The organism is Cobetia sp. 5-11-6-3 (assembly GCF_013374055.1).
Lineage (GTDB): Bacteria > Pseudomonadota > Gammaproteobacteria > Pseudomonadales > Halomonadaceae > Cobetia > Cobetia marina.
The window spans coordinates 885,844-899,957 of the sequence record NZ_BLWJ01000001.1 but is presented as its reverse complement, the minus strand read 5'-3'; the positions used below and the strand labels follow the sequence as shown (position 1 = coordinate 899,957).

The following is a 14,114-nucleotide window of genomic DNA, read 5'->3' as shown; positions in this document are numbered from 1 at the left end:
AGGCGCCGGGTGCGGGGCGTGCCCCGGTATCGCCTCAGTTGGCGACGATGTTGACCAGCTTGCCCGGTACCACGATGACCTTGCGCACCGTCTTGCCATCGGTGTGCTTGGTGACGTTGGCATCTGCCAGGGCAGCAGCCTCGATGGCATCACGGTCGGCATCGGCGGCGAAGGACAGACGCGCCCGCAGCTTGCCGTTGACCTGCACGACCAGCTCGATGCTGTCCTTCTTCATCGCATCCCTGTCCGCGACCGGCCAGCTGGCGTCGATCACGGCTTCCTCGTGGCCCAGTGTCGCCCACAGCGAGTGGCTAGCATGCGGGATGATCGGTGACAGCAGCAGCACGCAGGCCTCGACGGCTTCACGGCTGACGGCCAGGCCCTGCTCGGAGGCGTCCTCGAAGCGGCTGATGGCGTTGACCAGCTCCATCACGGCCGCGATGGCGGTGTTGAAGGTGGTACGGCGGCCGATGTCATCGCTGCACTTGGCGATGGTCTCGTGCGTCTTGCGACGCAGCGCCTTCTGGTCATCGTTCAGGCCTGCCACGTCCAACGCGGCCGGGGTGCCGGCAGCGACGTGCTCGTGAACCAGGCGCCAGACGCGCTTGACGAAGCGATGCGCGCCCTCGACACCGGAATCGGACCACTCCAGCGACTGCTCGGGCGGTGCGGCAAACATCATGAACAGACGCACGGTGTCGGCGCCGAAGCGGTCGATCATCGACTGCGGGTCCACGCCGTTGTTCTTGGACTTGGACATCTTCTCGGTGCCACCGATCTCCACCGGCAGGCCATCGGACTTCAGCACGGCCTTGATGGCACGGCCCTTGTCGTCGGTCTCGACGTCCACGTCCAGCGGGTTGAACCAGTCGCGGCCGCCTTTCTCGTTGATGCGGTAGTAGGTATCCGCGACCACCATGCCCTGGGTCAGCAGCTGCTTGAACGGCTCATCGCTGTCGACCAGGCCGAAGTCACGCATCAGCTTGTGGAAGAAGCGCGAGTAGAGCAGGTGCAGGATGGCGTGCTCGATGCCGCCGATGTAGTAGTCGACCGGCAGCCAGTAGTTGGCGCGCTCGTCCAGCATGGCCTCGGCATTGTCCGCGCAGCAGAAGCGCGCGTAGTACCAGGAGGACTCCATGAAGGTGTCGAAGGTGTCGGTCTCGCGCTGCCAGCCATCGCCCAGGTCACTGAAGGACGGCATCTTCTTGATCGGCGAGCCGCCGGAGGCGTCGAACTCGACTTCCAGTGGCAGCTCGACCGGCAGCTCGTCGTCGGTCAGCGGGATGGATTCGCCATTCGGACCATTCTTGACCGGAATCGGCGCGCCCCAGTAGCGCTGACGCGAGACGCCCCAGTCGCGCAGGCGGAAGTTGGTCTTGACCTCACCACGGCCCTGCTCGACCAGACGTGCGGCGATGGCATCGAAGGCGCTCTCGAAGTCGAGCCCATTGAAGTCGCCGGAGTTGATCAGCACGCCGTGCTCGGTGAAGGCGGCGTCGCTGACGTCAGGCGCGTTGCCGTCGGCATCGGCGATCACGGCTTCGATGGGCAGGCCGTACTTGGTGGCGAATTCGTGGTCGCGCTCGTCGTGGGCCGGCACGGCCATCACGGCACCGGTGCCGTATTCCATCAGCACGAAGTTGGCGACGTAGACCGGCACTTCACGGCCCGTCAGCGGATGGATGGCCTTGAAGCCGGTATCCATGCCGCGTTTTTCCATGGTCGCCATGTCGGCTTCGCTGGTGCCGCCACGCGCGCATTCGGCGTTGAACTCGGCAAGCTCGGCATTGTGCTCCGCCGCGGCCTTGGCCAGCGGGTGAGCGGCGGCGACACCGACGTAGGTCACGCCCATCAGGGTATCCGGACGCGTGGTGAAGACGGTCAGGGATTCCTGCACCTGGCTTGCCTTGGCATCGAGGCCGAAGCTCAGCTCGACACCGCGCGACTTGCCGATCCAGTTGCGCTGCATGGTCTTGACCTGTTCCGGCCACTCGACCTTGTCGAGGTCGGCCAGCAGCTCTTCGGCATAGTCGGTGATGCGCAGGAACCACTGCGGGATTTCCTTGCGCTCGATCAGCGCGCCGGAGCGCCAGCCACGGCCGTCGATGACCTGCTCATTGGCGAGCACGGTCTGGTCCGCCGGGTCCCAGTTGACGATGGAGCTCTTCTTGTAGACGACTCCCTTCTCGACCAGCTTGGCGAAGAACCATTGTTCCCAGCGGTAGTATTCGAGATCACAGGTCGCGAACTCACGGCTCCAGTCGTAGGCGAAGCCCAGCGCCTTGAGCTGATCGCGCATGTAGGCGATGTTCTCGTGGGTCCACTTGCCCGGCGCGACGTTGTTCTTCATCGCGGCATTTTCCGCCGGCAGTCCGAAGGCATCCCAGCCCATCGGCTGCATCACGTTCTTGCCCTGCATGCGCTGGAAGCGCGAGATCACGTCACCGATGGTGTAGTTACGCACGTGCCCCATGTGCAGCTTGCCGCTGGGGTAGGGGAACATCGACAGGCAGTAGAACTTCTCGCGGTTGGCATCTTCCACCGCCTTGAAGCACTGATTTTTCTCCCAGTACTGCTGGGCAGCCTGTTCGATCTGGTCGGGAGCGTACTGTTGAGACGTATCCTGTGAGTCCATCGGGTCCGTTGCTACCTTGGCGTTGGCCTGTACCTGTCCAAGCGGGCAGGCAGGGCGTGAAGAGATGGGCGGTCCGCTTGGCAAGGCCGCCACTGTCAGCGATGGGGTCAAGTCTACCCCAGACGCCAGGCCTCAGGTAGGGGAGGCGACTGCCATGGTCCGCCGTGAGACCGGTCTTGACAGGGTGACGCGATATCCTGACCTGCGTCACGTCCTGCAGGCGGCCACGAGTGGGTGTGGCTTGTGAAGCAACGCCAACACCACCATGCTTGAGAGAGCGCCCCATGCCTCCCGCAGACCGGGAGACGCTGATGATACAAGGAGAGTCCATGAGCCAACCACGTGAACCCCGTGATCCGCACGATCCCGCCAGTGCTACCACGTCCTCGCATGACAGCGGCTTTGAAGATACCCCGATGCCCTCCCGCCAGCCGCAGGGCGAAGGGGAAGGACGTCTCGGCGATGCCTATGGGCGAATCCTGACGCGTCTGGAAGACAGCAGCGGCGAGTTGTCCTGGGAAGGGCTCAAGGCCGAGCTGGATGAAGCGGTGAAGTTCGAGGCCGAGGTCGAGGAGTTCACCCGTGACGAGCTGGCGCTGCTGCGTGCCTGGGTCGAGCGGGACATGCAGGAATTCCGTCGCCACCTGGCGGCCGGTGGCGAAGGGGTCGCCAGCTGGCTGGGGATCGATCTCGACGTGCTGTCGCGCAGCGTCAGTTCCGCGCTGATGTCCATCGCGGATCGCACCGTGGTGGACCGCGCGCACTTCGAGGAAGACCTCGAGGCCGCTCGCGCCGACTACACCAGTGGAGAAGTCATCGCGCCGGGGCTGCTGCACTGCGTGCATTGCGAGGCCATCACGACCTTGACGCGCCCCAGCGTACTGGAGCCCTGCCATGCCTGTGGGCACCGTTTCTTCGCACGCGGGGCGCCGCAACCCGCGCCATCAACCGATGCGGACCCCCGGGACTGATGGCGACACCGCACGACTGGTTCCTGCCAGCGCATCAGGCGTGGACGGCAGGGCATCGCGCCCGAGCCGTCCAGTGCATGATCGCGCATTTCAATCAACAGGCTCGCCCGCGTGCCGCGGGCCTCTTCAAGCAGGTGTCCTACTACCTGTTCCTGCTGGGGGATTATCGCGCTGCCGGTCAGATACTCGGCCAGGGTTGTGATGAATGCCCCGAGGATGAAGAAATCTCCCTCAATCGGGTGGTATGCCTGTCGCGGGCGGGTGATGCGTCAGGGGCCATCGCCGCTGGGCAGAGGCTGGTCGATGGAGGAAGCCGCAATCCGGTACTGTTCGATGCATTGGCCTCCTGCTGTGCACGCCTGGGGCGCCATGCTCAGGCACGTGGCTTCGGCAGTCGCGCTTTGGAGCTCAAGGATGTCGCGTACGGAGACCAGCCGCTTGCCAAGGACTGGGCATTGCCCTCCAGAGCCCCATCGGCGGTGGCAGCCGGCAAGCGGCGAGTGCTGTCCTATGGTCTCTGGGGCCAGGGGCCGCGTTATCTGAATGGCATGTTGCATAACCTGTTGCTGGCACCGGTGCTCTACCCGGGCTGGCAGGTGCGGCTGTATCACGACGACAGTGTGCCAGAGGATTTTCTGGACATCGCCCGGCAGCTGGACGCCGAGCTGGTGGAACGTCCGAAGACCGACTCACTCAGACAGCGGCTGTGCTGGCGATTTGCGGTCGCGGATGATCCCGGCGTTGGCTATTTCCTGGTGCGGGACTGCGACAGTGTCATCAGTCTTCGCGAGGTACGAGCCGTGCAGATGTGGCTGACTTCCGGGCGCTTCTTCCATGTGATGCGCGATTGGTGGACGCATACCGATCTCGTGCTGGCGGGACTCTGGGGAGGTGTCGCCGGGGTGCTGCCCTTGATGGAGGGGATGCTGGCGGACTGGAGTCCCCGGCAGGTGGAAACCCCGAACATCGATCAATGGTTTCTCAAGGAGCGCGTCTGGCGCTATCTGCGTACCAGCCTCATGAGCCATGACCGCTGTTATTCGCTGAAGGTGAACTCGCGCGCCAGCCTGGCGTTTCCCGATGATGTGCTGGGTGAGCTTCCCGCGGGCAATGCCCATGTCGGATGCGATGAATGGACGCGGGACCCGGCTTTCCAGCGTCGCCAGCTGGGGCCCTGGCTCAGGCAGGCCAGCTGGATGCAGGAGGTCACCTGAGAGCGTGAGCGTGGCAGGGTGGCATTGATGACCAGAGACACGACGGGCTGCCCATGGGCAGCCCGTCGTGTCTCTGGTCGGGGGCCTCGATGCGTCTAGCGACCCACCAGCCAGCCGATCCACTCGTGCAGTGCCCAGCGTGACTGGGTCAGCGCGGAGCTGTTGGGAATCCAGGCATCGATTCCCAGCCCGGAGACGGTGGTGTATCCCACCGGGGCCGGAATGATGGTGCGGAAGCCCTGATTCTGGAAGTTGCGCATCGCGCGCGGCATGTGCCAGGCACTGGTGACCAGCACGATCTTGTTGATGTCGTCTTCCTTGAGCATCTCGCGAGTGTAGCGCGCATTCTGCTGGGTATTCTCGCTGCGGTTCTCAAGCCAGCGCGCCGGGTAATCGAATTCATCGATCAGCGAGCGCTGCATCAGTTCCGCCAGGGTGCCATCGTCCGATGACGAGACCTTGCCGCCGGTCAGCAGGATCGGCAGCTCGGCATTGCGCGCGACCCGCACGCCTTCGTCCAGCCGGCTGAGCGTCTCGCCGTTGATCCGGTCTCGTCCCTGCAGCTCCGGCGCATTGTAGTAACGGCCACCGGACAGCACGACCACCGCCTGAGCCTGAATCCATTCCGCCGGTGCACTGGGCTGAATGCGCTCAAGCCCGGCCATCAGGCGTGTGGAGACGACCGGTGACGCCAGGAGCCACATGCCAAGAATGGCCAGTGCCATCAACGCCCGCGCCAGAGTCGGCCAGCGCTTGAGGATCAGCATGGTCAGGATCAGCAGCAGCAGCGGGCCGCCGGGTGGCAGTATCAGGTCCTTGATGATGCCGAGAAACTCGGTGAAGCCCATGATGGTCTCGCTTGTTCAGAGGCGCTGCCGGGCATCTCCCGGCAGCGGATAGGGGGAGCAGCGTATCAGCTGGACGCCTTCATGCCACGGCGTGCCGCCAGACGTTCACCGATGCCCAGCATCAGGCTCGGTGCCAGCAGCAGGCCCACCAGAATCCATATCGGCAGCAGTCCGAAGCGCATCCAGGGCGTCATGCCCAGCTGCAGGCGGATGTCGCCGGTGACGGTCGCCTCCTCGAACTGCGGGGCGCGGGCAATGATCTCCCCCTGTGGCGAGATGATCGCCGTCACCCCGTTGCTGGTCGCGCGCAGCAGGAAACGCCCGTTTTCCAGTGCGCGAATCTGTGCCATCTGCAGGTGCTGGAGCGGGCCGATGGAGTGACCGAACCAGGTGTCATTGGACACGGTCAGCAGCACGGTCGAGCTCAGCGCCCGCTGGCGAACCAGCTCCGGATAGACGATCTCGTAGCAGATGGCGACCCCGATACGCAGCCCGCTCACGAACAGCGGTTCCTGCTGACTGTCGCCTGATTGCATGCTCGACATCGGCAGGTCTAAGAAGCCGATGATGCCACGCAACCAGCTCTCCAGCGGCACATATTCTCCGAAGGGCACCAGGTGTTCCTTGCGGTACTGGGCCGAAGGGTCATCGATGGGGATCACGCTGTTGTAGAAGCGGTTGTCGGCGTCGCGCTCGACGATGCCGGTGATCAGCCCGGTCTTGGGAGGCAGCGTCGCCTGGATGCGTTCCAGGAAGGGTTCGGCCTGATCGCGCAGCATCGGCAGTGCGGTTTCCGGCCACACGATCAGGTCGGCATCGTCCTGCACGGCCCGGGTCATCGCGGCATAGGTATTGGCCGCGCGCCGCTGGCCCTCGGCGCTCCACTTGATCAGCTGCGGCAGGTTGCCCTGCAGCAGCGCGACGCGTGCCGGCTCTCCGCCGGGATGCGTCCAGCTGGTCGGCAGCAGCAGACCCGCCCCCCACAGCACCACCAATGGCACGAGGGTCAGCCAGCGCCGCCTGAGCGCCAGGTTCCACAGCAACGCACCGGACAGCGCGATGATCAGCGAGACGCCGTAGACCCCGAGTATCGGCACCCAATTGGCCAGCGGCGACCCCACCGCACTGTTGCCCAGCAGCAGCCACGGGAAGCCGGTGAAGGCCCAGGTGCGAAACAGCTCACTGATGACGAAGACGGCAGCGAACGACAGCACGTCCAGCTGGCGTGAGCAGAAGCGTTGCCACAGCCCCATCCACAGCATCGGGAACAGCGCCATGGTGGCGACGAACAGCATCGTCAGCAGCACGGCCAGCGGCATGCCGGTATAGCCGTAGTCATGGATCGAGACATAGACCCAGCTGGCGCCACTGCCGAACAGACCGATGCCATACCACCAGGCGCGCAGGAAGCCACCGCTCGGCATGCGCAGGGCGCCGTAGAGCAGCCCCGCACCCACCGGGCCCAGCCACCATTGCTCGAAGGGGGCGAAACTCAGGGTGATCAAGACACCAGCGATCAGAGCCAGCAGGTGGCCCAGCGCATTGCTCAACGACGACGTGCCCCTGAAGGCCGCCGGGTGAGGTGATTCGGACATGCCGCTCTCCTTGTAAAATGCCAGACACACCGTCGGGCATGTCTGGCATTGTCCTCTATCGATTCAGCCTGGCATCAGCGCCATGCGTCACTCACCGCTGATGTGCGCGCGATGCTCAGCGGAGGGCGGGGCATCACCGGTGGCATCTTCCAGGCGGCAGACCTGCACCTGGCGAATGCGACGGTTGTCGGCATTGAGCACGGTGAAGCGCCAGCCGGCGAAGTCGGTCGACTCCTGGCGACGTGGCATGTGGCCGAAGCGCTGGATCATCAGACCGCCGATGGTATCGAACTCTTCATCCGGGAAGTCGGTGGCGAAGTGCTCGTTGAAGTCCTCGATGGTGGTCAGGGCGCTGACGGCGAACTGGCCGTCGCCCAGCTCACGGATATCCTCATCCTCATCGGTGTCGTGCTCATCCTCGATGTCGCCGACGATCTGCTCGAGAATGTCCTCGATGGTGATCAGGCCCGCGGTGCCGCCGTATTCATCGATGACCACCGCCATGTGATTGCGGGTCTCGCGGAATTCCTTGAGCAGGCTGTTGAGGCGCTTGGACTCCGGGATGAACATGGCCGGACGGATGGCTTCACGCAGATCGAAGCGCTTGCGCTCGCTGTCGTTCTGCAGGATCAGCGGCAGCAGGTCCTTGGCCAGCAGGATGCCGAGCACCTCGTCGAGGTTCTCGTCGATGACGGGATAGCGGGAATGCGCCGATTCGAGGATCAGCGGCAGGTACTCCTCAGGACGCTGATCGACCTGGATGGCCTGCATCTGGGAGCGGGGGATCATCACCTCGCGGACTTGCTGGTCACTGATTTCCAGCGCGCCCTCGATGATGGCAATCGCGTCCTGATCGAGATTGAGGCGTGGGCCTACCTCGGTCAGGAACTGAAGCAGCTCACTGCGGGAGCTGGGTTCGTCGGTGTCGCTTGAGAAGGCGCCGAACAGCTTATCGAGCCAGGATTTCGAATGGCTTCCCGATCGGTCTTCGCTCATGCGTTAGTTTCTCTTTTCCTCGGTGGCGATACCCCATCGTCGTGGGGGTATCGGGGCTGCCGGGTGACGCCTGGACGAACCAGGCATCACCCGACGGCGGGTGCTGCCGATGCGAAAGGGCATCGGCATCATTGATTCTCTTCCCGGTAGGGGTCGGCAATGCCCAGCCCTGCCAGCACGTCACGCTCGAGGGCTTCCATATGCTCGGCGTCATCGTCCTCGATATGGTCATAACCTAGCAAGTGCAAGGTGCCATGCACGAGCATATGGGCAAAATGGTCCTCGAGGGACTTGCCCTGGGCGGCCGCTTCCCGCGCCACGACGTGTACGCTGATGACGAGGTCGCCGAGAAAGCGCGAGGCGTCGTCCGCCTCATCCGCGGCCTCATCCTCAGCCGTCATCAGTTCCGGGGTCCGCGGCGCCTCAGCATCCCCCACGCCACCTGACTCCAGCATGACATCGTCGTCAGCGGCGTCGCCCTGAGGCTGGCCGTCGAGGCCGGCGTCTTCACCGTCATCGAATCCCGGAGCTTCCTCGGCGAAACGCTCCGCCAGTTCGGCCGGCAGGGCGAAGTCGTCGAGATCCAGTGGCTCATGCGGGAAGGACAGCACATTGGTGGAGGAATCCTTGCCGCGATAGTCGCGGTTGAGCCCGCGGCTTTCTTCCTCTTCCACCAGGCGCACGGTCAGCTCGTAGGGGGTGTCATCCACCTCGCCGTCGCTCTGCAGGGCGTCATCGGCCATGGCCCCTGCCAGCGCCGCGGCCACCCAGGCCTCGAGCTGATGGCTCGCCGGCAACGGCTGGCCATCGATCTCGCTCTCGGTGACAGCGAGTTGCAGGTCCACGACCACGGCAGGTGCCTGGCTCACTGAGCACCCCCATTGCCGGAGGGCCTGTCACTGGACGAGCTGTTCTCGAAGGGCGGCGTGCTGCCCTGGGCATTGAGTGCCGCCATGCGCGCTTCGCGCTCGGCCTGGCGCTTCTCGCGACGCTCGCCTTCCTGCTTCTCTTCCTCGGCCTCGAAGCTGTCGTAGGCCTCGACGATGCGCTGCACCAGCGGGTGACGCACCACGTCCTTGGCGAGGAAGCGGGTAATGCTGATCCCCGGGGTGTCCTTGAGCACTTCCAGCACGTGCGCAAGGCCCGACTGGGTACCACGCGGCAGGTCGACCTGCGAGACATCCCCGGTGATGACGGCGGTGGAGCCGAAACCGATGCGCGTCAGGAACATCTTCATCTGTTCGCGCGTGGTGTTCTGGGACTCATCGAGAATGATGTAGGCATTGTTGAGCGTCCGGCCACGCATGTAGGCCAGCGGGGCGATCTCGATGATCTGGCGCTCGATCATCTTGTTGACGTGCTCGAAGCCGAGCATCTCGTAGAGGGCGTCATAGAGCGGGCGCAGGTAGGGGTCGATCTTCTGGGCCAGATCGCCGGGCAGGAAGCCGAGCTTCTCGCCGGCCTCGACCGCCGGGCGCACCAGCAGGATACGGCGCACTTCCTGATTGTTGAGCGCTTCCACCGCAGCGGCGACGGCCAGATAGGTCTTGCCGGTACCGGCCGGGCCGATGCCGAAGTTGATGTCGTGGTTGCGCATCTCGGTGACGTAACCCTGCTGGTTGAAGCCGCGCGGGCGGACCAGCACCTTGGGAGTACGAATCACCACGTCGCCGTAGCTGACGTCCTGGTCTTCCGCGGCTTCCACCAGTGCCTCGACACCGGATTCCTGCAGGAAGAGATGGACGGTCTCGGCATCGACTTCCCCGGCACCGGTCTCGCGATAGAGGTGCTCCAGCACGTTGGCTGCGGCCTTGACGGCAGCCGAGGGGCCGGCGATCTGGAAGTCGTTGCCGCGGTTGCGCAGGGTGACACCGAGTCGGGATTCGATCAGCTTGAGGTGCTCGTCGCGCTGACCGGTCAGGCTGGCCAGACGCTGTGGGTCTGCCGGCTCGAGCGTCATGTTGAGAATGCGATTGGCTTGCTGGGGCTGGTGGCTCAAGGCGTCGAATGTCCTGATGCAGGTGAATGCGTGAGTCGCGGTGGGCAAGGAATTCACCTGAGTGAAACCCGGCTGCCACGTCGTTGAGAAGAGCTTAATGCGCGATGGCCGTACAGGGCAATTGTCCTGTACGGCCAACGTGGCTATCCGCTTGATAGTGGGGGCTGATGGCGCCTCGTCAATCCCCGGGGCGACGAGTGATCAATAGCGATAGGGAGAGGCGAGCTCGCCACGCAGCGAATTGGGATAGGCCTCGGTGATCTCGACATCCACCAGGTAGCCGATCAGCTCGGTCGGGTTGGCGGCGCGGAAGTTGACCACGCGATTGTTCTCGGTACGCCCGGACAGCAGGCCCGGATCACGCGGCGAGAACCCGGAGACCAGAATGCGCTGGGTGGTGCCGACCATCTTGCGCCCGATCTGCATCGCCTGCTGATTGATGCGCTCCTGCAGGATCATCAGGCGCTCCTTCTTCACCTCCTCGGGCGTATCATCCTCGAGGCTGGCCGCCGGGGTGCCGGGGCGCGCCGAGTAGATGAAGCTGAAGGAGTGATCGAAGCCGATCTGGCCGATCAGGTCCATGGTGTCCATGAAGTCCTGATCCGTCTCGCCCGGGAAGCCGACGATGAAGTCGGAAGAGAAGCTGATGTCCGGACGCAGTGCACGGATGCGCTCGAGCTTGTCGATGTAGAGATCACGCTCGTGGCCACGCTTCATCGCCGCCAGAATGCGGTTGGAGCCTGACTGCACCGGCAGGTGCAGGTGGCTGACCAGCTCGGGGATCTCGCCGAAGGCCTCGACCAGCGAGTCCTTGAACTCCAGCGGATGCGAGGTGGTGAAGCGGATGCGGTCGATCCCCTCGACCTGCGCCACGCAGCTGATCAGTTCGGCCAGGTCGATCTCCTCGCCCAGCAGGTTGAGGCCGGCGTAGGCATTGACGTTCTGGCCCAGCAGATTGATCTCGCGCACACCCTGGTCGGCCAGATGGATGACTTCATCCATCACCTTCTCGAAGGGGCGGGAGACTTCCTCACCACGGGTGTAGGGCACCACGCAGAAGGTGCAGTACTTGGAGCAGCCTTCCATCACCGAGACGAAGGCGCTGGCGCCGTCGCTCTTGGGCGCGGGCAGGTTGTCGAACTTCTCGATCTCCGGGAAGGTCACGTCGACCACGGAGATCTGCTTGAGGCTCTCGCGACGCGTATTGAGCATCTTCGGCACGCGGTGCAGGGTCTGCGGGCCGAAGACCATGTCCACATGTGGCGCGCGCTTGCGCAGGTTGTCGCCTTCCTGACTGGCCACGCAGCCGCCGACACCGATCACCAGGTCCGGATTCTTCTCCTTGAGCTTCTTCCAGCGTCCCAGCTGATGGAACACCTTCTCCTGCGCCTTCTCGCGGATGGAGCAGGTGTTGAGCAGGATGACGTCTGCCTCGGATTCGTCGCTGGTGACTTCCATCTGGTGCGATTCGCCGAGCAGATCCGCCATGCGCGCGGAGTCATACTCGTTCATCTGGCAGCCGTGGGTCTTGATGAAGAGTTTCTTCGCCATTGCCTTGTGTGAACGCTCTGAGCTGCGCGCCGAACCTTCGTTCACTCCCGGCTCTCGACACCTTGGGTGGCGGAGGGCTTGAGAAGCGGTCAGGAGAAGGGGCGCGACTTGTGATGAATGAGCCCCGAGGCCTGAGCCTGGCGGGAATCGAGGGCGTGGCAGCCTTGAGACGTGATGCTCAATGCGTGCCTGAGCCGAAATCAGGACGGCATAGTATAGGAGTCTGACGGGCATGCGGCCAGCCCTCAGACCGTCGCGGCCCCTGCAAGCTCTGGGGTTTCTCATGGAAATGTCGGGGGCGGGACGGGAGTGGCGAGAGGCTTGCACGCATGGCTTCAGGCTGAGGGTGGCTGTGGTATCCTCACGGGCAGATTGGCGACGTCCGCGTGTGATATCCGTCTCAAGCCCGTGTTGCAGGGCAAACAGGCAGCTGTCAATAGCTTGATTTATTGAGGTTTTCATGCCGACAGTGGCGGCACTGGTGCTGGTCAAAAAATAAACGATTTGTTGGCGAGGCAGGCATTTCGCCGTGCGCGGACCTTCCATCGTCACGTTGTCCCAAGACTTATCCACAGAAAGTGTGGATGTCTGATGACAGCGAAATATCTACTACGTCCCAGCGGTATAGTGATGTCAGGCAGGAAGCCTCGCGTCACGCAACCTGTCAGACAGCGCATGGGCAGATCAAGGCATGCCACGGCATGCCGACAAGCGGTCGACGGTGTTCGGCAGATGCGTTCGGAAGCCTCGATTCCGATGCCTGCTCGTCAGCGGCGACCACCGCCCTCAGACACCCATGAAGAACGCGACATGATGCGATCACTCACTCTCAGCACCTTTTCCCCTCGTTCACTCGGCAGCGTGAGCCTGCGCTCATTGCGCCGTGCCTTGCTTGGGCTTGGCGTCACCGGCAGCCTGATGCTGGGACTGTCTGCACCGCTGGCCAATGCCGCGAGCGAGCGTTGGGTCTCTGACAATCTCACCACCTTCGTGCGCAGCGGCCCCACCGATGGTTACCGTATCGTGGGCACGGTGGAGGCCGGGCAGCCGGTCGAGCTGCTCGACGTCCAGAATGACTACAGCAAGATCCGCACCGCCAGCGGTGACGTGGTCTGGCTGCCTTCCGCCGACCTTCAGGACACGCGCAGCGTCAATGCGCGTGTGCCGGCCCTCAGCAGCAAGGTCAAGGAGCTTACGGCCAGGCTCGATGGCATCAATGACGAGTGGGAAACCCGGGTCTCGGACATGAAGGCTGGCCTCGAGACGCGTCAGGCGCGCATCGAGGAGCTGGAAGCCTCCAGCAACAGCCAGTCCGCGGAGCTTGAGCAGGCCCGCAGCAAGATGCGCAAGATGCAGGCGCTGCTGGACACCCAGAAGCAGGACCTGCTGATGCGTTACTTCATGTATGGCGGTGGTGTGGCCGGTGCCGGACTGCTGGTCGGCCTGATCGTGCCGCACCTGCCGCGCCGCAAGAAGAAGCGTCACGGTTTCCTGTAATTCGTGAAGGTCTCCACTCGCCCGAGTGTCGCCGCACTCGGGCATCTCCAGATTCCAGGAGGGCTCTCCCATGTCAGCAGATGACCCCGTGTCAGCGTTGATGTCAGGCAATGCCCCGGCCAGTGACCCCTGGCTTGCGCGTTGGGCCGAAGGCCGGATCGGGTTTCATCTGCCGGCGCCTCATCCGGCGCTGGAGCGCTGGTGGCCGCGTCTCGACGTCGCGCCCCAGGCCAAGGTGCTGGTGCCGCTGTGTGGCAAGAGTCTGGACATGCGCTGGCTGGCGGCTCAGGGGCATCCGGTGCTGGGGATCGAGCTTGCGCGTCAGGCCTGTGAGGCCTTCGTGGCCGAGGGAGTCGGGGATGTCTCGCGCTATCGACTGGATCACTTCGAATGCTTCCGTCAGGGGCCGGTCGAGCTGTGGTGCGGAGACTTCTTCCACTTCCACATCGATCATGTCGATCATCTCGATGCCTTCTATGACCGCGCGGCGCTGATTGCACTGCCCGAGTCGACTCGTCAGCGTTATGCCTTCCATCTGGCTCAGCTGTTGCCGCCCGGCGCTCGCGGCCTGTTGATCAGTCTCGAGCGTGACACGGAGCGTGAACAAGGGCCGCCGTTTCATGTCTCGGAGGCGGAGATCCGGCGGCTGTTGGGCGCCAATTTCACGCTGGAGGTGCTGGAGCGCCGTGCGCCGGATGATCGTGGTCTGCGCGAGACGGTCTGGGCGCTGGTGCGCAAGGGGCCCAGAGAGTGATTGACTGATCCACCTCGCCGCGATACCTGGCGGGTCTGCCTCATCTCGTGAAAC

Annotated in this window: 11 protein-coding genes; 4 read left to right on the top strand and 7 right to left on the bottom strand. The window is 63.9% G+C overall.

The features are described from left to right. Positions 1-34 precede the first annotated feature (34 nt). Complete coding sequence (gene leuS, locus HXS66_RS03780; RefSeq protein WP_077371384.1) at positions 35-2,635, bottom strand: leucine--tRNA ligase; 2,601 nt, start codon at positions 2,633-2,635, stop codon at positions 35-37. Positions 2,636-2,964: 329 nt separating this feature from the next. Between leuS and HXS66_RS03775 the strand changes: the two genes are divergently transcribed. Next, positions 2,965-3,606 carry a zinc ribbon-containing protein gene (locus tag HXS66_RS03775; protein ID WP_308477992.1) on the top strand — a complete coding sequence of 214 codons (642 nt, stop codon included), beginning with the start codon at positions 2,965-2,967 and terminating at the stop codon, positions 3,604-3,606. Next, positions 3,606-4,820: a M48 family metallopeptidase gene (locus HXS66_RS03770; RefSeq protein WP_176502861.1), complete on the top strand. Its 1,215-nt coding sequence runs from the start codon at positions 3,606-3,608 to the stop codon at positions 4,818-4,820. The genes HXS66_RS03775 and HXS66_RS03770 overlap by 1 nt, the downstream gene beginning before the upstream one ends. A 95-nt stretch (positions 4,821-4,915) precedes the next feature. Here the strand turns inward: HXS66_RS03770 and HXS66_RS03765 are convergent, their stop codons facing one another. From HXS66_RS03765 to miaB, 6 genes are all read right to left on the bottom strand, one after another. After that, positions 4,916-5,668, bottom strand: coding sequence for a YdcF family protein (locus HXS66_RS03765; RefSeq protein WP_077371390.1), 753 nt, complete (start codon positions 5,666-5,668; stop codon positions 4,916-4,918). Positions 5,669-5,733: 65 nt separating this feature from the next. Further along, the gene (gene lnt, locus HXS66_RS03760) at positions 5,734-7,263 is read right to left on the bottom strand and encodes an apolipoprotein N-acyltransferase (protein ID WP_176502860.1); all 1,530 of its coding nucleotides are present in this window, start codon (positions 7,261-7,263) and stop codon (positions 5,734-5,736) included. An 87-nt stretch (positions 7,264-7,350) separates the two neighbouring features. Further along, positions 7,351-8,259 carry an HlyC/CorC family transporter gene (locus HXS66_RS03755; protein ID WP_077371396.1) on the bottom strand — a complete coding sequence of 303 codons (909 nt, stop codon included), beginning with the start codon at positions 8,257-8,259 and terminating at the stop codon, positions 7,351-7,353. Positions 8,260-8,387: 128 nt separating this feature from the next. Next, positions 8,388-9,002: an rRNA maturation RNase YbeY gene (ybeY, locus tag HXS66_RS03750; RefSeq protein WP_176502913.1), complete on the bottom strand. Its 615-nt coding sequence runs from the start codon at positions 9,000-9,002 to the stop codon at positions 8,388-8,390. 122 nt (positions 9,003-9,124) lie between these two features. Next, complete coding sequence (locus HXS66_RS03745; RefSeq protein ID WP_373996114.1) at positions 9,125-10,258, bottom strand: PhoH family protein; 1,134 nt, start codon at positions 10,256-10,258, stop codon at positions 9,125-9,127. Positions 10,259-10,459: 201 nt separating this feature from the next. Then, positions 10,460-11,809 carry a tRNA (N6-isopentenyl adenosine(37)-C2)-methylthiotransferase MiaB gene (gene miaB, locus HXS66_RS03740; RefSeq protein WP_176502912.1) on the bottom strand — a complete coding sequence of 450 codons (1,350 nt, stop codon included), beginning with the start codon at positions 11,807-11,809 and terminating at the stop codon, positions 10,460-10,462. Positions 11,810-12,619: 810 nt separating this feature from the next. On the opposite strand from miaB, the gene HXS66_RS03735 reads away from it, so the two are divergent. Together HXS66_RS03735 and tmpT are read left to right on the top strand one after the other, a co-directional pair. Next, entirely contained in the window at positions 12,620-13,306 is a 687-nt protein-coding gene (locus HXS66_RS03735; RefSeq protein ID WP_308477991.1) for a TIGR04211 family SH3 domain-containing protein, read from the top strand. A 70-nt stretch (positions 13,307-13,376) separates the two neighbouring features. Continuing rightward, entirely contained in the window at positions 13,377-14,060 is a 684-nt protein-coding gene (tmpT, locus tag HXS66_RS03730) for a thiopurine S-methyltransferase (protein WP_255303080.1), read from the top strand. Positions 14,061-14,114: the final 54 nt, after the last annotated feature.